The 23,112-nt window shown below is 74.4% G+C and carries 19 protein-coding genes; 11 read left to right on the top strand and 8 right to left on the bottom strand.

The annotated features are described in order from the left end of the window. Nucleotides 1-30: 30 nt before the first annotated feature. On the bottom strand, nucleotides 31-519 hold the full coding sequence (locus AB5J87_RS30290) for a rhodanese-like domain-containing protein (RefSeq protein WP_369381183.1): 489 nt from the start codon (nucleotides 517-519) through the stop codon (nucleotides 31-33). Nucleotides 520-613: 94 nt separating this feature from the next. On the opposite strand from AB5J87_RS30290, the gene AB5J87_RS30285 reads away from it, so the two are divergent. Beyond that, a complete protein-coding gene (locus AB5J87_RS30285) occupies nucleotides 614-1,060 on the top strand; it encodes an Lrp/AsnC family transcriptional regulator (RefSeq protein WP_369381181.1) in 447 nt (148 codons plus the stop codon). Nucleotides 1,061-1,118: 58 nt separating this feature from the next. Here the strand turns inward: AB5J87_RS30285 and AB5J87_RS30280 are convergent, their stop codons facing one another. The 5 genes from AB5J87_RS30280 to AB5J87_RS30260 all read right to left on the bottom strand — a co-directional run bounded on the left by AB5J87_RS30280 (nucleotide 1,119) and on the right by AB5J87_RS30260 (nucleotide 7,151). Continuing rightward, nucleotides 1,119-1,496 (bottom strand): DUF2752 domain-containing protein, encoded by a 378-nt coding sequence (locus AB5J87_RS30280; protein ID WP_369381180.1) that lies wholly within the window; start codon nucleotides 1,494-1,496, stop codon nucleotides 1,119-1,121. Between the two features lie 28 nt (nucleotides 1,497-1,524). After that, nucleotides 1,525-1,851, bottom strand: a complete 327-nt coding sequence (locus AB5J87_RS30275) for a TM2 domain-containing protein (RefSeq protein ID WP_369381178.1) — start codon at nucleotides 1,849-1,851, stop codon at nucleotides 1,525-1,527. Between the two features lie 395 nt (nucleotides 1,852-2,246). Beyond that, on the bottom strand, nucleotides 2,247-5,261 hold the full coding sequence (locus AB5J87_RS30270; RefSeq protein WP_369381176.1) for an AAA family ATPase: 3,015 nt from the start codon (nucleotides 5,259-5,261) through the stop codon (nucleotides 2,247-2,249). Next, the gene (locus AB5J87_RS30265; RefSeq protein ID WP_369381174.1) at nucleotides 5,258-6,454 is read right to left on the bottom strand and encodes an exonuclease SbcCD subunit D; all 1,197 of its coding nucleotides are present in this window, start codon (nucleotides 6,452-6,454) and stop codon (nucleotides 5,258-5,260) included. Before AB5J87_RS30265 ends, AB5J87_RS30270 begins: the two co-directional genes overlap by 4 nt. A gap of 70 nt (nucleotides 6,455-6,524) precedes the next feature. Then, entirely contained in the window at nucleotides 6,525-7,151 is a 627-nt protein-coding gene (locus AB5J87_RS30260) for a YigZ family protein (protein WP_369381172.1), read from the bottom strand. A gap of 171 nt (nucleotides 7,152-7,322) precedes the next feature. Between AB5J87_RS30260 and AB5J87_RS30255 the strand changes: the two genes are divergently transcribed. From AB5J87_RS30255 to AB5J87_RS30210, 10 genes are all read left to right on the top strand, one after another. After that, nucleotides 7,323-7,973, top strand: coding sequence for a hypothetical protein (locus AB5J87_RS30255; protein WP_369381171.1), 651 nt, complete (start codon nucleotides 7,323-7,325; stop codon nucleotides 7,971-7,973). Further along, nucleotides 7,960-9,660 carry a GH3 auxin-responsive promoter family protein gene (locus AB5J87_RS30250; protein WP_369381169.1) on the top strand — a complete coding sequence of 567 codons (1,701 nt, stop codon included), beginning with the start codon at nucleotides 7,960-7,962 and terminating at the stop codon, nucleotides 9,658-9,660. Before AB5J87_RS30255 ends, AB5J87_RS30250 begins: the two co-directional genes overlap by 14 nt. A 102-nt stretch (nucleotides 9,661-9,762) precedes the next feature. Next, complete coding sequence (locus tag AB5J87_RS30245) at nucleotides 9,763-10,620, top strand: class I SAM-dependent methyltransferase (protein WP_369381168.1); 858 nt, start codon at nucleotides 9,763-9,765, stop codon at nucleotides 10,618-10,620. Nucleotide 10,621: 1 nt separating this feature from the next. Next, nucleotides 10,622-12,037 carry an FAD-dependent oxidoreductase gene (locus AB5J87_RS30240; RefSeq protein ID WP_369381167.1) on the top strand — a complete coding sequence of 472 codons (1,416 nt, stop codon included), beginning with the start codon at nucleotides 10,622-10,624 and terminating at the stop codon, nucleotides 12,035-12,037. After that, entirely contained in the window at nucleotides 12,034-13,209 is a 1,176-nt protein-coding gene (locus tag AB5J87_RS30235) for a hypothetical protein (RefSeq protein ID WP_369381165.1), read from the top strand. Before AB5J87_RS30240 ends, AB5J87_RS30235 begins: the two co-directional genes overlap by 4 nt. Continuing rightward, nucleotides 13,200-13,952: a DUF6182 family protein gene (locus AB5J87_RS30230; RefSeq protein ID WP_369381163.1), complete on the top strand. Its 753-nt coding sequence runs from the start codon at nucleotides 13,200-13,202 to the stop codon at nucleotides 13,950-13,952. The genes AB5J87_RS30235 and AB5J87_RS30230 overlap by 10 nt, the downstream gene beginning before the upstream one ends. Next, entirely contained in the window at nucleotides 13,945-14,580 is a 636-nt protein-coding gene (locus AB5J87_RS30225) for a LysR substrate-binding domain-containing protein (RefSeq protein WP_369381162.1), read from the top strand. The genes AB5J87_RS30230 and AB5J87_RS30225 overlap by 8 nt, the downstream gene beginning before the upstream one ends. Beyond that, a complete protein-coding gene (locus AB5J87_RS30220) occupies nucleotides 14,577-16,271 on the top strand; it encodes an alpha/beta fold hydrolase (protein ID WP_369381160.1) in 1,695 nt (564 codons plus the stop codon). Before AB5J87_RS30225 ends, AB5J87_RS30220 begins: the two co-directional genes overlap by 4 nt. Nucleotides 16,272-16,299: 28 nt before the next feature. Then, nucleotides 16,300-16,707 carry a CoA-binding protein gene (locus AB5J87_RS30215; protein ID WP_369381158.1) on the top strand — a complete coding sequence of 136 codons (408 nt, stop codon included), beginning with the start codon at nucleotides 16,300-16,302 and terminating at the stop codon, nucleotides 16,705-16,707. A 101-nt stretch (nucleotides 16,708-16,808) separates the two neighbouring features. Next, on the top strand, nucleotides 16,809-17,663 hold the full coding sequence (locus AB5J87_RS30210) for an alpha/beta fold hydrolase (RefSeq protein ID WP_369383716.1): 855 nt from the start codon (nucleotides 16,809-16,811) through the stop codon (nucleotides 17,661-17,663). A gap of 56 nt (nucleotides 17,664-17,719) precedes the next feature. Here the strand turns inward: AB5J87_RS30210 and fxsT are convergent, their stop codons facing one another. Together fxsT and AB5J87_RS30200 are read right to left on the bottom strand one after the other, a co-directional pair. Then, nucleotides 17,720-21,685 carry an FxSxx-COOH system tetratricopeptide repeat protein gene (gene fxsT, locus AB5J87_RS30205; RefSeq protein ID WP_369381156.1) on the bottom strand — a complete coding sequence of 1,322 codons (3,966 nt, stop codon included), beginning with the start codon at nucleotides 21,683-21,685 and terminating at the stop codon, nucleotides 17,720-17,722. Beyond that, nucleotides 21,669-23,030 carry a TIR-like protein FxsC gene (locus tag AB5J87_RS30200; protein ID WP_369381155.1) on the bottom strand — a complete coding sequence of 454 codons (1,362 nt, stop codon included), beginning with the start codon at nucleotides 23,028-23,030 and terminating at the stop codon, nucleotides 21,669-21,671. Before AB5J87_RS30200 ends, fxsT begins: the two co-directional genes overlap by 17 nt. Between the last annotated feature and the right edge of the window lie 82 nt (nucleotides 23,031-23,112).

Here is a 23,112-nt window from a genome sequence, read left to right as displayed (position 1 = left end):
TGGGCAGCCCGTCCCACCACCCCGGGGGCATCAGCAGCCGCAGTGCTCCGCGCCGACCGGGGCAGTCAGCGGGTCGGCCTCGCGCTTGTCGCGGCCCTCCCAGGTCTCGAACTCGAAGCCCTCGCGCACCCAGTACTCGAAGCCGCCGAGCATCTCCTTGACCTGGTAGCCGAGTTCGGCCAGGGCGAGGGCGGCGCGGGTGCCACCGTTGCAGCCGGGGCCCCAGCAGTAGGTGACGACCGGAACGGAACGGTCGAGCAACTGCTCGGCCTGCTCGGCGATGAGCGCGGTCGGCAGGTGCACCGCGCCCGGCACGTGGCCCTGGTCCCACGCCTCGGTGGAGCGCGAGTCCAGGACGACGAAGCCCGGGTCGCCCCCGGCGGCCAGGGCGCCCGCCACGTCGGAGACATCGGCGTGGAAGACCAGGCTGGCGCGGAAGTAGGCGGCGGCGTCGGCGGGAGCGGCGGGAGCCACGCGCAGGACGGGGTTGGCGGCGGGGGCGAGCTGCGTTGTTGTCATGGCCAGAAATCTACGGTTCTGGATCATCGGCGAGAAGGTCCGATCCCCGGAAGATCTCTTGATTCGCCGGGGAATCCACTGTTGTCTGGCACCCATGACCGAGTATTCCCCGGACGCCACCGACTGGCGCATCCTGGACGCCCTCCAGCAGGACGGCCGCGCCACCTTCGCCGAACTGGCCCGCGCCGTCGCGATGTCCCCGAGCGCCGTCACCGAGCGGGTGCGGCGCCTGGAGGAGGCGGGGGTGATCTCGGGCTACACGGCGGTCGTCAACCAGGAGCGGCTGGGCCGCGGCATCCTCGCCTTCGTACGGCTGCGGTACCCCAACGGCAACTACAAGCCGTTCCACGACCTGCTGGAGGCGACCTCCGAGATCATGGAGGCACACCACGTCACGGGCGACGACTGCTTCGTGATCAAGGTGGCGGCGCGGTCGATGAGCCACCTGGAGGAGATCTCCGGAAAGATCGGCGCCCTGGGGTCGGTGACGACCAGCGTGGTCTACTCGTCGCCGCTGCCGCGGCGGTCGACAAGCCGCTGAATCCCCCGCCGAATCCCCCGAGGTCGAGGGGCGGCAGCCCGGCAAGCCTGCCGGAACCTCACCGCCCGGCCAGATTCCGCACGACGGTCCACACGACCGCGCTCGCGACGACAAGGACGACGCCCCGCCGCCGAAGAGCCACCCGGTACCGCTCCCCACGCAGCCCGGCCACCATCCAGCGCCCGTGGGCGAGCCCCGCGAAGGGGAGTGCGGCAAGCAGCACGGGATTGGCCTCGAAAGCCCCCGCCATATCACCGTGCAGCAGGGCGTATGTCATCCGAGTGCCGCCGCAGGCCGGGCAGTTCCACCCAGTCACCAGGTGGAACACACATTTCGGCAGCAACTGCGCCGGGTCGCGGGGATCGTGCCCGTACAGATACGCAAGACCGACGGCTCCGGCGAGCGTGACCCATACGGGAAACAGGGCGACGGGCAAGCCGCTCCTGCCGCCGCGCCCCCGGGCCTCAGTCACGCAGGACGCGACCCTCGGAGTCCGTCTTGTCGGTCACGAGCAGCAGAATTCCGTCGATGAGCGCCCAGATACCGAGACCACCACAGGTGAACAGCTGAGCCAGCGCCATCCCGGTGTGTCCGGTGTAGAACCGTCCGATACCGAACGTACCGAGGAACAGCTGGAGTACACCGGCGACGATCTTCGACTTCTCGGAGTACGGGCGCCCGTACCGGTCGTAACCGTACGGAGTGGGGGCGGGCGGCATACCTCCCTGCGGGGCGCCGTAGCCATGGGGCTGACCGGGCATGGCGGGCTGCTGGGGGTACTGGTCCGTCATGGAGGAACGTTTCGCTTTCAGGGACTGAAGCAGAACTTCAGGAGGGTCGTCGATCGTTCCACCGGTTCGGACGAGAGCGGTCGGGGCCGGTGATGATCGACAAGATGGTCAGGAACACATTCTCTGAGCCCACCCCTGCCCCACCGTCCGCCAAAGGTCCTGCCGGACAGGGACTTTGGGCCCTACATGAAAGGACTTTTGGGCCCGCCGTCGGGCTCGGACGGGAATGCACCAATGGCCGCGTCGCCCATCGGACAGGTTCGCGGTTCGGGGACTGGTGGAGCCTGCCTGATCCGGGGCAGTGACTCGGGCCTGCCCGGCGTCTCCGTTGGACGCCAGGCGCCTGTGACGGGAGAAGACGTGGGGGCTACTGGGCGCATCCCGGCCTTCAAGACTCAGCCGGGAGCCGACGCCGTGCGGTGCCGCACCCGGGACCCGTTCCGCTCCTTCACGACCTCCAGCTGGGCCGGTATGCGGCGGCGCAGGTCCCCTACATGGCTGACGATGCCGACGCTGCGGTCCCGCTCGCGCAGTGAGTCCAGTACGTCCAGGACCTCGTCCAGGGCCTGGTCGTCGAGGCTGCCGAAGCCCTCGTCGATGAAGAGGGTGTCCAGCCGGACTCCCCCGGCCTCGTCGGTGACCACGTCGGCCAGTCCGAGGGCGAGCGCCAGCGAGGCGAAGAAGGTCTCGCCGCCGGAGAGCGTCGCGGTGTCCCGTTCGCGGCCCGTCCAGGCGTCCACGACGTGCAGCCCGAGGCCCGAACGGCCCCGGCCGCCCCGGGCGTCGGAGTGCACCAGGGTGTAGCGCCCGCCGGACATCCGGCTCAGCCGGGCCGTCGCCGCGGCGGCCACCTGCTCAAGCCGCGCCGCCAGCACGTACGACTCCAGACGCATCTTGCGTTCGTTGTCGGCGGAGGTGCCCGCGGTGAGCGCGGCCAGGCGGGCCACCCGGTCGTACTCCTCGCGCAGCGGGCCGATGCGGCGGGTCTCCTCGGCCGCAGCCCGCCCCAGCCGGCCCAGCTCGTCGCAGCGGGCGCGCGCGCCGTTGCGCTGCGACGCGGCCTCGCGCAACGCGCGCTCCACGCGCGCGTGGACGGCCTCGGCCTCCTCGGTGCGGGCCGCCGGGCGCTGCGACGCCTCGGCAGCGGCGGACTCGGCGAGCCGGTCGGCGACCGCCGCCTCCTCGCGCTGCCAGTCGTCCAGCCGGTGCTGGAGCTCGCGCCGGGCGCGCTCCTCCAGGAATGCGGCGCTCGCGGCGCCGGGCGTCTCGAATCCGGCCCGGAAGGCCGCTTCGGAGAGCCGTCCGTCGGCGTCCTTGAGGCGCTGGGCGCTGGCCTCGACCTCGCGCACGGCCGCGGCGGCCCCGGCCAGCAGACCGGCCCGGTGCTCCAGGAGCGCGGCCTGCTCGGCGACCGTGCCCGCCCCGCCCCGGGCCACCGCCAACTCCCGCTCCAAGGCGCCCTGTTCGCGGTCGATCTCCTCGCGCCGGGCGTCCCGGGCCGAGACGCGGTTCTCCGCTTCCCGCTGCTCGGCCACCCGGCGCGCGTGCTCGCGCTCGGCGCGCGCGAACGCCTCGCGCGCGCCGTGCAGCCCGGCGGCCAGCGCCCGCGCCTCGCCGTACTCGGCGTCCAACGCGCGGACCTGGGCGTCGAGTTCCACCACGGTCTCCGCGCCCGCCTCCGCGCGCGTGGCCGCGAACCGCTCGCGTACCGAGGCCAGCGCGCGCTCGGCGCCGGAGCGGTCCGTCTCGGCCCGCCGGTACACCTCGTGGGCGGCGTCCTCGGTCGCGCGGTCCACGTGTCCGTCCGCCGCGCGCGCGGGGGCGGGGTGCTCGGCGGAGCCGCACACCGCGCACGCCTCGCCGTCGCGCAGCCCGGCGGCCAGCTCCGCCGCGATGCCGCGCAACCGCTCCTCGCGCAGGGCGAGCCAGTCCTCATGGGCCTGGTTGGCCCGCTCGCGCGCGGAGCCCTGCCGTGCCTCGGCGGCGGCCACCCGTGCCAGCAGGTCGTCGCGCTCGCGGGCCGCCGTGAGCCTGCGCCGGGCCGGGTCGAGCCGTCCCGCCAGCTGCTCCGCGCGCGTGGCCGCGAGATGGGCCTGCTCGATCCGCTCCTCGTGGCGCGGCCGGTCGGTGTCCCAGGAGGCGAGCCATCCGGCCGCGTCCAGGAGCAGCTGCTCGTCGGCCCTGGCCTCGCGGTCCAGGGCCGCGCGCTCGGCGGTGATCGCGGCACTGCGGGCCTCGGCCCGGCGGGCGGCGTCGAGCGCGCCCAGGTCCTGGCGCATCTGCCGCTCCAGGGCGGCGAGTTGCTCGGCACCGGCCTCCGCGAGGTCCGGGGGCAGCTGGGCGGCGGTGCGCTGGCGGGCCGCGGTGGCCGCGCGGTGCTCCCGCTCGGTCTCGGCGTGCAGGGCGAGGCTGGGGGCCACCAGATCGGCCTTGCGGGCGCGGTCGAGGCGCTCCTGGGCCTCGGCGCGGCGGGGCGCGGCGGCGGCCAGCTCGTCGGCGCGGCGGCGGGCCTCGGCGTACCGGCGCTGGAGCTCGGCCAGCCGGCGCTCGTCGTCCAGGGCGATACGGGCCGCGGCCTGGCGGCTCTCGGCCGCGGCCAGCGCGCATCCGGCGATGTCGAGCCCTTCGCGGGCCCCGGCGCGGGCGACGGCCGCCCAAGCCAGGACGGCTTCGGCGAGGCCGGGCTCGCCGGGGCGGGCGTCGGGCAGCGGCAGGGCGCGCGCGTCGGCGCCGTCCCCGGCGGCCTGCGCGATGCGCTGGGCGAGGGCGAGGAGGCGCTCGTCCCCGGCCCGCACCTGCTGTTCGGCCGCGCGGCGCAGCTCGGCGAGGCGGTCCTCGACGGCGGCGAAGCGGCCGGTGTCGAAGAGGCGCCCCAGCAGCCGGCCGCGCGCCTCGGCGTCGGAGCGCAGGAACTTCGCGAAGTCCCCCTGCGGCAGCAGGACGACCTGGCAGAACTGCTCCCGGCTCATGCCGAGGAGCTGCCCGATCTCCTCCCCCGCCTCCTGGTGGGAGCGGCTCAGCCCCTGCCAGGAGGCGCTGTCCGGGTCGTACTCGCGCAGCCAGGTCTGCGCCTTGTCCGTGGTGAAGCCGCTGCCGCGCTTCTTGGGGCGGTGCTGCTGGGGCCGCCGGGTGATCTCCAGGCGCCGCCCGCCGACAGTGAGGTCCAGCAGGACCTCGGTGACCGTGTCGGGGGCCGCGTGGTCGCTGCGCAGGGGGGCGCCGGGGCTCTGCCGGGCGCCGGGCACCGCTCCGTACAGCGCGTAGCAGACGGCGTCGAGGACGGAGGTCTTGCCCGCGCCGGTGGCGCCGTGGAGCAGGAACAGCCCGGCGCCGCTCAGTTCGTCGAAGTCGACTTCCTGGGTGGTGCCGAACGGGCCGAAGGCGGTGACGCGCAGCCGGTGCAGCCTCATCGGGCCGCCCCCGGTCCGGCGCCCGCGCGCGCGTGGTCGTCGGTGAGCGCGGTCTCCACCCGTACGTCGTCGAAGGCGGCGCGCAGCACCGTGCGCTCCCGCTCGTCGGGGCCGGTGCCGCCGCGCACGTGGGCCACGAAGTCCTCCGCGATCTCCTGGTCGGTGCGGCCCTGGAGGCGTCGCGCGTACGAGGCGAGGGGGTCCTCGGGGGCGCGGTCCGGCTCGAAGACCAGGCTGAGGGTGTGCGGGAAGCGGACGGCCAGGCGGGCCATCGCGTCGTCGGGGCGCACCGGGTCGGTGAGGGTGGCCTCGACCCAGGCGTCCTCGTGGCGCTCCAGGGCCGGGTCGTCGAGCAGGGTGGCGAGGGGGCCGCGGATGCGGGCGAGCGGGCGCGGGACGGGGCAGTCGAGCCGCTCGGCGTCGATCCCGCCGTCGGCGGCCAGGTCGATCAGCCACATGGACTTGCGGTGGGCCGTCTCGGAGAACGAGTACGCCAGCGGGGAGCCGGAGTAGCGGACGCGTCCGGTGAGGGCCTGGCTGCCGTGCAGATGGCCCAGCGCCACGTAGTCGACGCCGTCGAAGACTCCGGCGGGCACGGCGGCCACTCCGCCGATGGTGATGTCGCGCTCGCTGTCGCTGGGCTCGCCGCCCGCCACGAAGGCGTGGGCGAGGACGACGGAGCGGGTGCCCGGCGCGCGTGCGGCGAGGTCCGCCCGGACGCGGTCCATGGCAGCGCCCAGCACCTGCTCGTGTCCGGCCTTGGCGGTCTTGAACTCGTCGCGGACCAGGGCCGGTTCGAGGTAGGGAAGTCCGTAGAAGGCCACCTCTCCGTGGGCGTCGGAGAGCAGCACGGGCGTGGCGCAGCCCGCCGGGTCGGTGCGCAGGTGGATGCCCGCGCGCTCGATGAGGCCGGCGCCGACGCCGAGCCGTCGGGCCGAGTCGTGGTTCCCGGAGATCATCACGGTCGGCACGTCCGCCTCGGCGAGGCGGTGGATGGCGCGGTCGAAGAGCTCCACGGCCGCGAGCGGCGGCACGGCCCGGTCGTAGACGTCACCGGCCACCAGGACCGCGTCCACGTCGCGCTCGCGCACCGTCGCCACCAGGTGGTCGAGGAACGCGGCCTGGGCGTCGAGCAGGCTCACCCGGTGGAACGACCGTCCCAGGTGCCAGTCCGACGTGTGCAGGAGCCTCATGATCCCCGAGGGTATCGGTGGGGTCGGACATCCCGGGCGGCAACTGCCTCACCGGTACGGTTCACAGGGCTCACGCGGTGCCGTACGCCTCTCCGCCGAGCTCCAGCGTCGCGGTGCCCGCGGTGACGTCCGCGAGCCAGGCGCGCAGCGCGGCGACGTCCGCCTCGGGGACGCCGATCTCGATCGTGACGGCTTCGGCGTAGCGCACCTCGCGCACGGCGCGGCCGGTGGCCCGCAGGTCGTTCTCCAGCTTGCCGGCGCGCTGGTGGTCGACGGTGACGGTGGCCAGCCGGTAGCGGCGGCGCACCACGGTGCCGAGGGCGTCGAGGGCTTCGCCGACCACGCCTCCGTAGGCGCGGATCAGACCGCCCGCGCCGAGCTTGACCCCGCCGTAGTAGCGGGTGACGACGGCGACGGCGTAGCGCACCTCGCGGCGGGTGAGCATCTGGAGCATCGGGACGCCCGCGGTGCCGCCGGGCTCGCCGTCGTCGCTGGCCTTCTGCACGGCGGCGTCGGCGCCGATCACGTACGCGAAGCAGTTGTGGGTCGCCGTCGGGTGCTCCTTGCGCACGCGCGCGATGAAGTCCTGTGCCTCCTGTTCGGTGGCGGCGGGGGCGAGCGCGCAGAGGAACCGGGATCGGTTGATCTCGGTCTCGTGCACGCCCTCGCGGGCGATCGTCCGGTACTGCTCCTGCATACGACCACCCTATGCGGTGGTCCGGGTATGCCTGTCCGATGGACGGAGGGTGGACCTCCGCACGTACTCCCCCTTGATCCTCAACTCTCCCTATAGCCGCCGCATGCACGCTCCCTCTGAGGAGTCGTGCCACAGCAGAGAGTGCGCCGATCCATAAGGAGCTGCCCCGATATGTCATCGATTGTTCCATTATTTTCTGTCCTTCTCGGGGGCGATTACGCGGGAAAGTCATCGGCGATCACCCGGCTCGCGAACGATCCGGAGCCACTGCCGGTCGTCTCGGTCGACGACCGCTTCCTGGCCGCCCGGCACTCGCTGATCGGCAGGCTGCGGCGCGACGTGGTCAAGGACGTGGCCCTGCCGGACGGGGCCTACTCGCCGGACTTCATGGCCAGCATGTTCCAGACGGCCGTGGTCCACCTGCGCGACCAGCTCCTGACCGCCGCGGACACCGCCGGGGAGCGGCCCGTACTGGTCGACTCGTACTACTACAAGATCCTCGCGAAGTGCCGGCTGGCCGGAGTGCGCGACAACCCCATGTACGACTGGTGGCGCTCGTTCCCCCAGCCGCGCCACGTCGTCTACCTGAAGGTCTCGCCGCACGAGGCGTGGCGCCGCAGCCGCCACGGGACCCGGCTGAACCGTCTGGAGCACTACGGCGAACAGCCCGACCGCGCCTCCTTCGAGCGCTACCAGAGCGACCTGGAGAAGCTGATGCGGGACGAGGTCCGCCACCTCCCGGTGACCGTCGTCGAGCAGCAGGACTCCCCCGAGCGCACCGCCGAGGCCGTACGGGAGGTGGTGCGTCATGACTACGTCTGAGCAGCGCGAGGGCGTCGGCTCCTGGGCCGACCCGGAGCGGCTCGCCCGCTACCGCGAGCGCGTCTTCCACGAGCGCGCGGTGCTGCGGGACGCCTGCGCGGACGCGGCGGGTGCGCAGCGGCGGGTCCTGGAGGCGCTGCTGTCGTTCAACGCCGGCACCGCCTTCGGGCGCGAGCACGGGTTCGGCCGGATCAGGACCCTGGAGGAGTTCCGCGCGGCGGTGCCGATCCGGGACTACGGCGCGCTCGCGCCGTGGATCGAGCGGGCGGCGGCCGGGGAGGCGAACGTGCTGAGCGCCGACCGGCCCGAGGTCTTCTTCACCAGCAGCGGGACCACCGGCGCCCACAAGAAGATCCCGGTCACGCCGGGGTTCATGCGGACCACGTTCTTCCCCTTCTACTTCGCCGCCTGGGCGCCGCTGATCGAGCACTTCCCCGACGTGCTGGCGAGTCCGGACGCGGTGCTCAACCTCAAGCACGACCCGATCGCCGCTCCCCCGGTCACCGCCTCCGGCCACCCGCACGTCGGCGCCAGCCAGGCCGACCTCGGGACCACCTTCGGCGAACCGCTCTCGGCCGAGCCCGGCACCGGCGCGCCCTGGGCCGTGCTGCCCGTCCCGGTCGACCCGGGCGACCACCTGGAGAAGATGTACCTGCGGCTGCGGATGGCCGTCGAGAGCGACGTGCGCTGCGTCATCGGCATCAACCCCGCCATGGTCGCCGCCCTGCCGTACCAGCTGAACCAGTGGTGGCCCCGGATCGTCCAGGACGTCCGCGACGGCACCCTGGCGGGCCATCCGCACACCGCGCCCAACCCGCGGCGCGCGGTGGAGCTCGCCGAGCTGGCCCGCCGCCACGGCACCGTGCGTCCGGCCCACGTCTGGCCCCGCATGCGCGCCCTGTTCTGCTGGACCACCGGTCTCGCCTCGCTCTACCTGCCCCGGCTGCGCGAGGAGTTCGGGGCGGGCGTCACCCTGCTGCCCGCCCCCGTGGCGGCCTCCGAAGGCCCCCTGGCCGTCCCGCTGGACCGCCACCCGACGGCGGGCAGCCTGGTGGCCACCGCGGCCCTCTACGAGTTCGTCGACGCCGACGCGGAACTCACCGCGCACAGCGCTACCCTGCGGCCCGACGAGCTCGAACCGGGGCGCGACTACCACGTGGTCTTCAGCCACATCGGCGGCCTCTACCGCTACGCCGGGGGCGACGTGGCCCGCGTACTGGACCACCGCGACGGAGTGCCCCGCCTCCAGTACGCGGGGCGCGGCTCGCTCAGCGACGCCGTCGGGGAGCGGCTGCGCGACGCCCAGACCGTCCGCGCCCTCACGGCCGCGCTGGCCGCGAGCGGTCTCGAACTGCGCAACGTGGCCTGCCGGGTGCGCCCGGACGCGACGGGCACCCCCGCGTACGAGTTCGCCCTCGCCTCCCCCACCCCCTGGAGCTACGACGAGGACCGCCGGTTCCTGGCCGACCTCGACCGGGCCCTGGGCGAGGAGTCGCCCGGCTACCTCCACGCGCGCGTGGAGCGACGCCTCGGCTCTCCCGCCCTGCGCCATCTGCACCCCGACGCCTTCCTGCGCGACTGGCAGACGACCGTCGCCACCGGGGTCCGCCCCACCCAGGTGAAGGACCGCCTCTTCCGCCAGGACGCCCGTCAGTGGCAGCAGCTGACCGAAGGGGCCGACGCCTGACCGGCGCGCCCCCGGGGCAGCCCGCGCCGCGACCATCCCTACCCGGCCGCGGGCGCCCCCGTCCCCACCCGTACACATCCGACCGAAGGAGACACGAACGCCGTGACCGCACCGCTCGACGCAGTCGAACGCACCGCTCTGCTCACCGCCGCCCTGCGGGCGGCCGAGACGCGTCGGCCCGACCGCATCTACCAGGATCCCCACGCGGACGCGCTCTGCGGCGACATCGGCCCCGACCTGCTGGCGGAGATCCGGTCGGCGACGTTCCCCGCGGACTCGGCCCGTACGCTCCCCAGCACCCCGGACTACAACGCCATCCGCACCCGGTACTTCGACGACTACCTCCAGGAGGCCGCGCGCGAGCCCGGGATGCACCAGATCGTGCTGGCACCGGCCGGCATGGACTCGCGCGCGTACCGGCTCGACTGGCCCGAGGGGCTGCGCTACTACGAGGTCGACCGCCCGGCCGTGCTCGCCCACAAGGCGGAGCGGCTGGGGGGCGTCGAGCCCCGTACCGACCACCGCACGGTCGCCGTCGACCTCACCTCCCCCGACTGGGAGAACGACCTCATCGCGGCCGGGTACGACCCCTCACTGCCCTCCACCTGGCTGCTGGAGGGGCTGCTCTACTACATCCCCGAGCAGGACACCCACCGCATCCTGGAACGCGTCGCCGCGATCTCCGCGCCCGGCAGCCGCATCGCCGCCGACCTCGTCAACAGCGCCGCCCTGACACTCCCCGAGATGCGGGGGCTGCTGGACGTCTTCGCGGGCTGGGGCTGCCCGTGGCTCTTCGGGACCGACGAGCCCGAGGCGCTCTTCGACGCGCTGGGCTTCTCCGTCGAGGCCGTCCAGCCCGGGGAGCCGGGCGCCGACTTCGGCCGCTGGCCCGACCCCGTGCCGCCGCGCCACGTGGCGAACGTCCGCCGGGTGTTCTTCATCCACGGTCGGCGGCGCTGAGATGCCCGCAGCGCTGGTCGTGGGAGGCAGCGTCGCGGGTCTGGCCGCCGCGCTCGCCCTCGCCGGGACCGGACGGCAGGTGGTGGTCCTGGAGCGCTCCGCGCCGCCGCCCCGCGGCGCGATGTGCGACCTCCACAACCGCTGGCAGCGGCCGACCGTGCCGCAGGCCCAGCACTCGCACACCCTGACCTCGCTCGGCGTGCGCACCCTGCGCAAGCGCGCGCCCGAGGTCCTGGAGCGGCTGGTCGCCTCCGGCGCCCCGCTGTTCGACCTCACGCGCGCGTTGCCGCAGGGTGCGACCGACCGCGCGCGCGAGGTGGGTGATGACGACCTGGTGGCGCTCGGCTGCCGCCGCACCACGCTCGAAATGGTGCTGTACCGCGCGGTCGCGGCCCTGCCCCAGGTGGACATCCGGCACGGCACCACGGTGCGCGGGCTGCGGCTCGGCCCGGACGGGCGGGCCGTGCGCGGCGTCGTGACGACCGACGGCGCCCATCTGGCCGCCGATGTGGTCGTGGACGCCACCGGCCGCCGCGCGGCGGCCCGGGGCTGGCTGACCGAGGCCGGGATCCCGGTCGAGGCCGACGAGACGAGCCCGTCGGGGCTGCGCGGCTTCAGCCGGTTCTACCGGCTGCGGAGCGGCTCGCTGCCCGGCCCGCTCAACCGCGGCCATGCGGCCGGGGACATCTGGGACCACTACGCGGGCGTGCTGCACCCGGCCGACGCCGGCACCTTCTCGATCGCCCTGGGCACGCTGCCGGGCGATCCCGCGCTCGCCGGGCTGCGCGACCCGGACGCCTTCACGGCGGCGGCCCGTGCCACTCCGGGCCTCACCGAGTGGCTGGACGAGTCCGTGAGCGCGCCGCACTCCGCCGTCCACGTCATCACCAGCCCGGCCAACTCGCTGCGCGCCACGGCCCTGCGCCCCCCGGTGGCGGGCCTGTTCCCGGTGGGGGACGCGGCCTGCGTCACCGATCCGCTCTTCGGCCGCGGGATGTCCCTGGCGCTGGCCCAGGCGTTCGGGCTGGCCGACGTGCTGGCCGCCCGGCCCGCCGAGCAGTGGCGCGACGCGGCGGCCGACTTCGCCGAAACGCTTCTGCGCCCCTGGTACGAGCACGCGGCGGACGCCGACCGCGAGCGGATCGCCCGGTGGAACGCCATGGTGTACCGGCGCCCGCTGTCGCCCGCCGCCCCCGGCCAGGCCGTGCGTGCCACCGCCGCGCACGACGGCACGGTGTGGCGCGGCCTCACCCGGGTCCTCATGGGGCTGGCCACGCCGGACGAGGTGTTCGGGGACGAGAAGTTCCGGCACCGGGTCGCCCAGGCCCCGCAGGGCGCCGTCGCCACCGGCGCCGCGCCGCCGCCGCGCGACGAACTCGTGCGTGCCGTGGCGGCGGCGGAAGGGGAGCGCCCGTGACGACCTACCCCGCCCTGGCGGCCTCCGCCGCCGCACCGGCCCCGTCGGCCGCCGGAGCACGCCGCCGGGTGCTGCTGGCCCCGATCACCATCACCCCGTCGAAACCGCTCACCCCGAGCCACCTCAAGGGGCTGTTCTGGACGGACGTGATGTACCGGGCCACCGGCTGTCTCGCCGACGTCGACTACCGCTTCAGCCACACCACGTACCACCTCACCGAACAGACCCTCGCCTTCTGGGAGTTCCTGGACCGCACGCACGGCGACGCGGACTACTCGCAGCTGTCCGAGGACGACATCGGGGCGCTGTACGTACGCCACCGGGCGGCACCCGAGCGGGCCCCGGCCGAGGCGCTGCGGCCGTACGCCGAAGCCGTGGAGCGGCACGGCTGGGTGCATCCGGCGGCCACCCGCGTCCTCGGGCTGTGGCGCGGGCACTACCGGCGGCTGGGGCTGCACGACCCCGGGCTGCTCGCCCACCAGCCGCCGGGGCTCGGCCTGGAGGAGGCACTGGAACGGCTGCGCGCGCGTGGGCTGTGTCTGGACCACCGCGAGCTCGGCGGACCGGTCTACCTGGACCTCACCCGCCACGGGCTGCCGCTGCGCCAGATCGTCACGGCCGACGGCCGCCCCAACTACCTGGCCTGCGCCCTGCGCGAACTCCTGCCCCTGGCACCGGACTTCGACGAAGTCGTCTTCCTCTACGACCGCGAGCTCGACCCCGACTACCAGCTCCTCGCCCGCGTGCTCGCCCCGCTCGGCCCCTCGGTGCACCGGGTCCCGGTCGGGCGCGTCCCCGTCGACGGCAAGATCCGCTCCGCGCGCGAGGGCGGGTGGCGGGGCCTGGACGCGGGCGCGCTGCTGGACGCGGCCCACGCCGACCACGACCCGGCGGCGGTACGGCTCGGCATGCGGCTCTACTTCATCGCCACGCTCGGTCCCGGGCAGGGGCAGTCCCACCGGCCCGAGCTGCTGCACCAGTGTCTGCGGCGCGCCGAACGCCTGCTGGCCGGGGCGCCGCCCGAGGCCGGTCCGGCGCTCGCCGAGCGGCTCGCGGTCCACCGGCGCGACCACGTGTACGTGGACCCCTACCGGCTCACCACGGGTCTGCTCGCCCGGCACCGCGCCGCGCCGGCGCGGGATCTGCTCGCGGAGGTGTTCCTGTGCCCCTGACCCAGCGGCGGCTGCACGCCGAGGCGGTCCGCCGGCTGCGCGAGGCCCGGCCCGAACTGGTTCGCCCCGCGGGCGAACCGGACCTCGCCGCGCTGCTCGCGGTGCGCGAGGCGGTCGCCGCGGAGCCGGGCGCCGACGCGGCGCAGGCGGTGGCGGTCGTGCACCACCTGGACCCCGTGGCCTGGGTGCGGGAGGCGGCCGTCCTCGCCCTCGGCCTGCCGCCCGGGACCGCCGCGGCCTGGCGCCGCTCATTCACCCGAACGGTGTACCTGGCCGGGAACCCGCGGAACCTGCTGGGCCGTTACTCATTCGACCACCTGGCCGAGGACGGGTCGGTCGGCTGGTGCGCCCCCGCACCGGCCGGGAGCACGGCGGGGCTGCGCCGGCTGCTCAAACTGTTCACGTCCACGGCCCCGTTCCCGGTCCGCCCGCCGGGGACGGTCACCGTGCCGTCCGTTCCCGCGCGGCACGACGGGCCCACCCGGGCCCCGGTCCACCGCGACGTGTACGTGGCGGTGTCCGGCGTGCCCCTGCCCCTGGGGCTCGTCCACCTCAACCACCTGGTGGTCGAGGCGGTTCTGGACGGTCTCGTCGCCCCCGGAGACCGGCTGACCCTGCGGTCCGTCCCCAGCCTGGCCGGGGCGGACATCCCGTTCGCGGCGCTCCGCGTCGACGTCGACCGGGCCCACCCCCATCAACTGCGCGCCTATGCCGCACTGACCGAGGAGACACCCCATGAGTGACCCGTCCACCGCCTCCGCGCCCGCCGTGCGGCTGGGCATCCACGGCTCGCCCGACCTCGCCGCCGCCGTGGTGCGCTCGGCGGGCCGCGCGGAGTCCGACGTCGCCATGATCGGTTACGACGTGGCCGATCCGTTCCGGGGGCTGCGCGCCAAGGAGCTGGACCTGGTGATCGTCAAGTACGAGGTGCGGGAGCCGGATCTGGCCGTGAGCCGCCCGGTGGCGTACGACCCGCGCGCGGCGCTCGTCGGCGCCCACCACCCGCTCGCCACGCACGACTCCGTCTCGGTGGAGGAGCTCGCCGCGTACGAGGGCTTCCGCCGTCCCGGCGCGTTCCCCGAGTCCGTGTGGGACGAGGTCGTCCCGCCCCGCACCCCCAGGGGCCGCCGCATCCGCCGGGCCTACGAACTGGGCACGGTGAAGGGGCTGATGGGCACGCTCTCCGGCACGGACGCGGTCCATCTCTCGTTCCAGTCCCTGGAGACGATCACGCCGCCGAACATCCGCGTGATCCCGATCTCCGACCTGCCGCCCGCCCCGGTGGCGCTGGCCTGGCTGCGCGAGCCCGAACCGGCCGCGCACATAGCCCGGTTCGTGGCGGACGCCGAGAACGGGAGCGGTGCGCGATGACCGGAGCCGGCACGGCCGACCGGCCGCCCGTGGTCCTGCTGCACGCCCTCTCCCTCGACTCCTCGATGTGGCGGGCGCAGCGGGCCGAGCTGGAGCGGCGCGGGCACCAGGTCGTCGTCCCCGACCAGCGGGGCTTCGGGGCCGCCCCGCTCGGCGACGCACCGCCGTCGCTGGACGTCGTGGCGGACGACGTGGCACGCGAGCTGGACCGGCGCGGCATCGGGCGCGCGGTGCTGGCCGGGGTGTCGATGGGCGGCTATGTGGCGATGGAGTTCCTGCGCCGCCACCCGGGCCGCGCCCTGGCGCTGGCCCTGATCTCGACCCGGGCGGAGGCCGACGACGAGGCCGCGCGGGCGGCCCGGGAGGGTTTCGTCGCCGTCATGGCGGACCCGGTGAAGGGCCCGGCGGTCATCGACGCGACGGCGGCCCGGCTGGTGGGCGCCACCACCCGGGCCGAGCGCCCGGAGGTCCTGGCCGGGGTGCGCGCCGTCGTCGCCGGGGCCGCGCCCGCCTCCCTGATATGGGCCCAGCGGGCGATCGGGGCGCGCGGGGACGCCCTGGACGTGCTGCGGGACGCCGACATACCGGCGGTGGTGGTCGTGGGCGAGGAGGACGAGCTGGTGTCGGTGGCCGACGCCCGCACCATGGCCGGGGCCCTGCCCCGGGGCCGGGTGGCCGTCCTGCCGCGCACGGGACATCTGCCGCCGCTGGAGACACCGAAGGCGACCCAGGCCGAACTGGACGCCCTGCTGGCCGAGCTCGCGGCCGGACCCGAGCGGACGGGGGGCGCGCTGATGCTCACCGACGACCACCGGGCCTGGGGCTTCACCACCTCCACCGGGCTCGGCTTCACCCACCACACCATCGTCGACGCCCACTTCGACGCCTGCCGGGACGCCTATCTGGAACTGCTGGGCCAGGCCGGCATCGGGCCGGGCGCGCACGTCCTGGACGCCGGATGCGGCGGCGGGGACTTCCTGCCGTGGCTGGCCGAGCTGGTCGGCCCGGGCGGGCGGGTCACAGCGGTGGACCTGGCCGAGGAGAACGCGGCGCTGGCAACCGGACGGCTGGCCCGCTGGGCGCCCGGCTGCCCGGTGGAGGTGCGCCGGGCCGATCTGCTCGAACTGCCCTACCCGGACGACACGTTCGACGCGGTGTGGTGCGCCAACACCGTCCAGTACCTCGACGACGACGAGTTGGCCCGCGCGCTGCGGGAGCTGCGGCGGGTCGTCAGGCCGGGCGGCACGGTCGCGGTGAAGGACCTGGACGCGCATCTGATCACGGCCCGCCCCACCGACCCGTATCTGTTCGCGGACTTCTTCCGGGCGGCCGGGCGGACGCCCGGCTATGCCGCGCAGTTGCTGCGCACCCGCGATCTGTACCGCCATCTCAAGGCGGCGGGGCTGACCGAGGTGCGTCAGCGCACGGTGCTCATCGAGCACTTCGCGCCGCTGTCCGAGCGGGCGCGGTCGTTCTACGCGCCGACCTGCGCCCAGCTCGCCGCCCAGGCCCTGGAGCTGGGCCTGAGCCAGGAGTGGCGGCGCTACGCGGACCCGGACGGGCCGGACCACCCGCTCGACGGCCCCGACGGATACATCAGCGAGGGCAACGTACTGGCCGTGGCCACCGTGCCCGACGAACGGGAATTCCCGCAGGGGCCCGCTCGTTCGCAGGGAAAGGAGATCGACTGACGGACCGGTGGTCCGTGGGAGGCACGGAGTGAACAGCGAGCAGGAGACGGTCCGCAGGATCCTGACGGAGACCGGGGACACCTGGGCCGTCGTGGGTCTGTCGTCCAACGAGCGGCGCGCGGCGTACGGAGTGGCACGGGTGCTCCAGCGGTTCGGGAAGCGGATCGTGCCCGTGCACCCCAAGGCGGAGACGGTCCACGGGGAGCAGGGGTACGCGTCGCTGGACGCGATCCCGTTCAAGGTCGACGTGGTCGATGTGTTCGTCAACAGCGACCTGGCCGGGGACGTGGCCGACCAGGCCGTCGCGGCGGGCGCCAAGGCGGTCTGGTTCCAGCTCGGGGTGATCGACGACGCGGCGTTCGAGCGGACGCGGGCGGCGGGGCTCGACATGGTGATGGACCGCTGCCCGGCGATCGAGATCCCCCGGCTCGGCTGACCCCCGGGCCGTTCACGGGTCTGTACCGGATGTCCGGCGCGCGCCCATACTGACCCCGTCACGGCCGCGGACGGACGTACGGGAGGCGCCTCTTGCACAAGGTGATCCGCACCCCGGACGGCCGCCGGCTCGCCGTGGAGAGCCGGGGGCACCCGCTGGGCAGACCCGTGTTCCTGCTGCACGGTACGCCCGGAAGCCGCCGTGGCCCGGCGCCCCGCAGCACCGTGCTGTACCGGATGAGGATCCGGCTGATCACCTTCGACCGGCCGGGGTACGGCGACTCGGAGCGGCGTCCGGGGCGGCGGGTGGCGCACGCGGCGCAGGACGTGGCGGCGATCGCGGACGCGCTGGGCATCGACACGTTCGCCGTGGTGGGCCGCTCGGGCGGCGCTCCGCACGCGCTGTCCTGCGCCGCGCTGCTGCCGGAGCGTACGGCACGGGCGGTCGCGCTCGTCCCGCTGGCGCCGCGCGACGCGGCCGGGCTCGACTGGTTCGCGGGCATGACCGAGGACAATGTGCGGGCGTACACGATCGCGGCGGGCGGGCCGGGGGCCGTGACGGCGGTGTTCGAGGAGCGGGCGCGGGAGATCCGGGCCGATCCGACGGCCACCGTCACCGCGATGCACGGCATGGTGCCGGACCCGGACCGCTCGGTGCTCACCGACGCGGCCATCCGGGCGCTGCTGGTGCGCAACTTCGCGGACGGGCTGCGCGATTCGGCCGACGGATGGGTGGACGACATCCTGGCGCTGGGCTCGCCGTGGGAGTTCAGCCCGGCGGACATCCGGCGTCCGGTGCTGCTGTGGCACGGCGCGCAGGACGTCTTCGCGCCCGTCCAGCACACCCACTGGCTGGCCGAGCGGATACCGGGATCGCACCTCGAAGTACCCCCCGACGCGGCGCATTTCGGAGCCCTGGAGGTGTTCACCCGGGCGCTCAGCTGGGCGACGCAGTAGCCGCTCAGCCGCTCCGGGCGGGGCGGCGGCGCCCGCCCGCCGCCCGGCGCCCGTGGTCACACCGGATGGATCTCGATGTCCCGGTCCGTGCGCCGCCAGGAGCGGGCCGCCTCGGCGATGGGGTGGTCCACGCCGAGCCGTTCGGCCGCCGGTTCCAGGACCGCCGCGCGGATCCCGGCCGCCTCCTCGCCCCGGCCCGCCTCCCGCAGGGTGATCGCCAGGTTGGACCGGCACACCAGCACGTCCGGGTGCCAGTCGCCGAGCCGGTTGAGCAGGCCCTCCAGCGCGGTCTGCTCCCAGCGCTCGGCCAGATCGGCCCGGCCCAGGTCCCCGTACACATTGGCCAGGTTGACCGCCGCCGAGAGCGTGAAGGGGTGCTGCGGACCGAGGACGTCCTGGAGCTGGGCGCGGACCTCCTCGGCGTCGGCCACCGCGTCCCGGGCCGCCCCGGTGGCCCGCCGGTAGACGACCACATTGGCGCGGCAGGCCAAGGTGTAGGGGTGGCGGTCGCCGAGGTTGGCGCGGTAGCCCCGCAGTATCTCGGTGGCCAGCTCCAGGGCGCGGGCCGGGTCGTCCACCGCCGCGAAGTCGGCGGCCAGATTGAGGCCGCAGGCCAGGGTGTCGGGCGACTTCGCCCCGTAGCGGTCCCGGATGCGCTCGAAGGTCTCGGTGCTCAGCCGCATCGCCTCGTGCGGGTGTCCGGCCTTGCGCAGCGAGACCGCCAGGCTCTTGGCGCTCCGCAGCACCTCGGGCGAGTGCGGGTCCAGGACCCGCCGCAGTTCGTCCACGACCTCGCGCAGGACCTGCACGGACGTCCCGTACTCGCCGATCTCGCGCAGATCGCCCGCCAGTTGGGCCTTGGTGACCAGGGTGAAGGGGTGCTCGGAGCCGAGCAGCACCGAGCGCCGGTCCACGGTCCCCTCGTCCAGGCGGCGGGCGGCCTCGCTGTCGCCGGTCAGCCGGTAGTCGATGGCCAGGTTGTGCGCGGCGATCAGGGTGCGCCGGTGGTTGTCGCCGAAGAGCCGGCGCATGCCCTGGTAGACCCACAGGTCGCGCTCCAGCGCCTCGGTGAACCTGCCGACGGCCCGCAGGTCGGCGGCGAGACTGCCGGTGACGATCAGGACGCTGGGGTGGTCGTCGCCGGCATGGTCGGCGTGGAGCAGGCGCTGCTGGCGGGCGAGGGTGTCCTCGTCCAGCTCCAGCGCCTCCTGGTACTTGCCCTGGGCCCGCAGGGTGTTGGCGAGTTCGAAGCGGACGTTCAGGGTGTGCGACGCGTCCTCGCCGAGCTGTTTGGTCCAGGCGTGGTCCAGCTGGGCACCCAGTGCCCGGGCGTTCTCCAGGTCGCCGCGCTTGTGCAGATAGCGGATGCGGTCGACCATCAGCTCGCGCGCCTTCTCGTCGCCGCTGTCGGCGATGCCGGAGGCGGCCAGATGGGGCCAGATGAGCTCGAAGGCGGGCCAGCTCCTGGGGTCGCTCACCGGGTCCTCCCGGTCGCCGCCCTCGGCGGGCCGGGCCTGCGCCAGGATGCGGTGCACCACGTGCCGGGCCTCCACCTGCTGCTCGGCGGTGAGTCCGGCGCGCACGGCGGCCTGGACGAGCCGGTGCACCTGGATGCTGCTGTCGGCCGGGTCGACCTTGGCCAGGGCGAACCGGTTGAGCGTCTGGACGACCCGCCCCAGCATGTACCGCTCGCTCAGGCCCGCGTCGTACGGCAGCAGCGCCTCCAGCATCGCGTCGCTGCCGATCAGCCGCATGGAGACGGGTTCGGCGGAGAAGAAGGAGCACAGCTCCAGCAGCCGTACGGCCGCGCGGGACTCCTGGCGCAGCCTGCTGATGGAGATGTTCCAGGTGGCGCCGACCCGCTGGCCGTAGCCCTCCGGGGTGCCGAGCGAGAGGACCTGGGTGCTCTGCTCCCTGAGCTGGTCCAGGTAGGCGTCGACGGGGGTGGCGGTCTCGGCGAGCCAGGCGGCGGCGACCTCGACGGCCAGCGGAAGGTCGCCGACCGCGTCGGCGACCCGGGCCGCGTCCGCGGGCGGCAGCCCCGCCACCCGCCAGGTCAGGTGCTCCACGCTCTCCGACCGGGTGAAGACGTCGACCTGGGTGGTCTCCAGTTCGGCCGTGGCGGGCTTGCCGCGGCAGGTGGCGAGGAGGTGTCCGTACACTCCGGGCGGCAGCGGCCCGATCTGCTGGGGCAGCCGGCGCAGGGCCCCGTCCAGGTCCTCCACGTTGTCGAAGATCAGCAGCCAGCGCGGATAGCGTTCGCCGCGGAACAGTTCGGCCAGCGCGGCCTGCGCCGCCTCGGCCACCACGTCGCCCGCCCGCAGGTCCATCTCCACGGCGAGCTGGGCCAGCGACGCCACCACCCGGTCGGGCCGCTCGGCCTCGATCCACCACACCGCGTCGTAGTCGGCCCGGAAGCGGTGGGCGTACTCCAGCGCGACCTGCGTCTTGCCCACCCCGCCCAGTCCGTACAGCACCTGGGGCGCGCGCTCACCGGAGCGGCTGTCGCCGCGCAGCTGGTCGCGGACCCGGTCGAGCAGCGGGGTGCGGCCGGTGAACCAGGTGTTGCGCGGCCGTACGTTCCAGATGCGGGGCACCCGTCCCGGGAAGCGGGGCCGGTCGGCGCCGACCGGCGGCGCGGCGACGGCCTCCGCCCGGTCCAGGGCGGCGAGCAGGGCGGCGGTCGCCTCGGCCTCGTCGACCCGTACCAGGTCGACGGGGCGGCGGGCGCCGGGCGGCGGGGTGAGCCGGACGTCCGCGACCCGCACCGGCAGCGGTGGGCGGCGTCCCGCGCGGTCGGGGCCGGTGTCCCACAGGCCACGCCCGCCGCGCGACTTGAGGTAGGGCGGGGAGGCGACGTGCAGCACCCGGTGGGCGGCGTCCTGGCCGAACTCCCGCTCCAACGCGCCCGGTTCGGGGGCGCGCACGTCGACCGGGAGGGTGCGGAAGCCCGCCGCGCCGAGCACGAAGGACAGCCAGTCGACCCACATCCGGTCCTCGGAGACGTGGTGCAGCACGATGTTCGCCGGGGACTTGGGGCGGCGGCGGGTGAAGGCTGCGACATGGGTGGCGCGCAGCGCCTCGTCGATCGGCGGCAGCACGGTGACCCGTCCCTCGGTGAGCACCGCGGTGAGCCGTTCGAAGGCGGTGAGCAGGGAGCTGCTGACGCCGGGCGGGTCCCCGAAGGTGGCCAGCACCTCCTCGTACGCGTAGAACGGCTGGTAGGGGATCTCGATCGAGCCCCAGTAGGCGTCGGCGTCCTCGCCGGTCAGACCGGTCGGGAAGCCCTCGAAGCACTCCCGGGCCAGGGCCCGTCCGGCGTCGGCCTTGCCCTTCTCGCCGAGGTCGATGCGGGTCGCCACCGGCAGGATGCGGATGCCGCGGTGGCGGTAGCGCTCGTCGATGTCCCGGACGACGGCGGAGGCGCCGTCGATGCTCTGGTCGCTGAGGGTGAAGCAGACGACGAGGACCTCGGGCATCTGGACGGTGCAGATGTCGGCGATGTCGCTCAGTCCGGTGCGGCTGTCGATGAGGGTGTAGTCGTAGTGGCGGCGCATGTCGTCCTTCATCGCGTCGAAGAACTGGCCGCCGCCGGAGTGCTCGTAGAAGTGGTCCCAGTCCATCCGGCCGACGACCGAGGAGTAGTCGCGGTTGCGGCGGCCCGCGGAGAGGAAGTCCAGGCTGCCGCCCGCCGGGAACTCCCAGTTCAGGGAGACCGCGTGGCGGCGCACCCGGGCGTAGTCGCGGTGCCAGTCGGGCGTGTGCTCGCCGGTCCGCTCGGCCTCCACCTGGTACTCGGTGATCAGGTTGATCAGCCCGGGGGTGGCCTCCATGTCGCGCAGGTCGAGGAAGGGGTGGAAGAAGCGGTGCAGGCCGGGCGCTTCGAGGTCCCAGTCCACGGCGAGCACCCGGTGGCCGTTGGCCGCCAGGATCCAGGCGCAGTTGGCGAGCGCCATCGTGCGTCCGGTCCCGCCCTTGTACGAGTAGAACGTGATCACGGTCCCGTCACGGTGCTCGGCCATCTGGAGGGTCCTCCATCCGCTCGGCCCTGGTGTTCCCGGCGGTGCGCTGGTCCCGCTCGTCCCATGTGCGGTCCCGCCCGGAGCGGCCGAGCCCCACCCCGCCCGGCAGTACGCGGGGCAGTGGGCTGCCGGGTCCGGCGGGACCGGCCGGGGCGGCGGCCCGCTCGTAGTGCCGCACCGCCGACCGTACCGCCCTCGGGAGCTCCTGGCTGAAGGCTTCCAGAGTAGGCAGTCCGCCCCCCTGCGTCAGGTGTCCCGGGCTCTCCCGCAGCCGCGCCCCCAGCACTTCGTCGGCCACGTGCCGCAACTCCGCCTCGTGCGGCGGGGATTCGGGGTCCTGGCGGTTCCACGGGACCATCACGCTGATCCACGGCCGGGGCTCGGCGCACAGGGTGCGCACCAGGTCGCGGTGGCGCGCGGAGGCCAGTGCCCAGCGGTCCAGGAGCAGCAGGCCGGGCGCGTCGGGCGGGCCGGGGCGCAGCAGCCGCTCCGCGCTGTCGTCGAACTCGCGCAGGTCCACGGTGTAGTTGAGGTTGACGACGAGCTCGGCGGTGTGGCGGGCGAGGGGGCGGGCGGAGAGCGGGTGGTAGGGGTTCCAGTCGCTGGGCCGGGGGCCGTAGCAGTCGGGGCCGCGTCCGCGCGGCAGGCCGTCGCGGGAGCAGGCCAGGACGGTGACCTCCAGCTTGCGGCCGGGCCCGGCGGCGGGGCCGAACGCGGAGGTGAGGGTGGCGTAGTCCTGGTGGGGGTCCCCGTCGGCCACCCTGGTCCGCTCGGCGACGCCGACGATCCGTTTGGCGAGCTGGTAGACGGCGTGCTCGTAGTGGTCCTGGAGATAGCGGAGTTTGATCATCCCGTAGAAGCCCTCGTCGGCGTAGTCGCCGCCGAAGTCGGCGTGGTCGAAGCGCAGCCTGCGGGCGGCTTCGGGCAGTTGGTGGGGCAGGACGGGGATCCAGAGCGCGGGCACGATCGCCGGGCTGCCGCGCTGCTCGCTGCGCGACTGGTGCAGGGTCTCGCGCCCGGCGAACGCGAACCACTCGCGCCCGCACTGCTCGCTCAGGAAGTAGCGCGGCGAGTACAGCGGCACGAAGACCCGGCAGTACGCCAGCGCCTCGGTGATCTGCTCCTGCCAGTCCTCGCCGGGGCGCACGTGCTGGTCCATGAAGCCGGCGGGCACCCCGGCCGGGAGCGCGGTCAGCTGCATCACGTGCGCGGACAGGTCGTGGAAGAACCGCTGCACCCACAGGTCGGGGTCGCGGTCCCGCGGGTCGTTCCTCGGCGTGTGGGCGTAACTCAGGAAGAAGTACGGCCTCGGCTCGTGCCCCCCGCGCCGCGCGGCTCCGTGCACCGCTCCCTCCCGGTCCGAGTGGGTGGGTCCTCAGTGTAGGAACGAGCGATCCGTCGGCGGAACGCCCGTGCGCGCCGAATCG

The organism is Streptomyces sp. cg36, from assembly GCF_041080675.1.
Taxonomy (GTDB): Bacteria; Actinomycetota; Actinomycetes; order Streptomycetales; family Streptomycetaceae; genus Streptomyces.
Note: the sequence above shows the minus strand (reverse complement) of the source record. Positions and strands in the feature narration are given on the sequence as shown.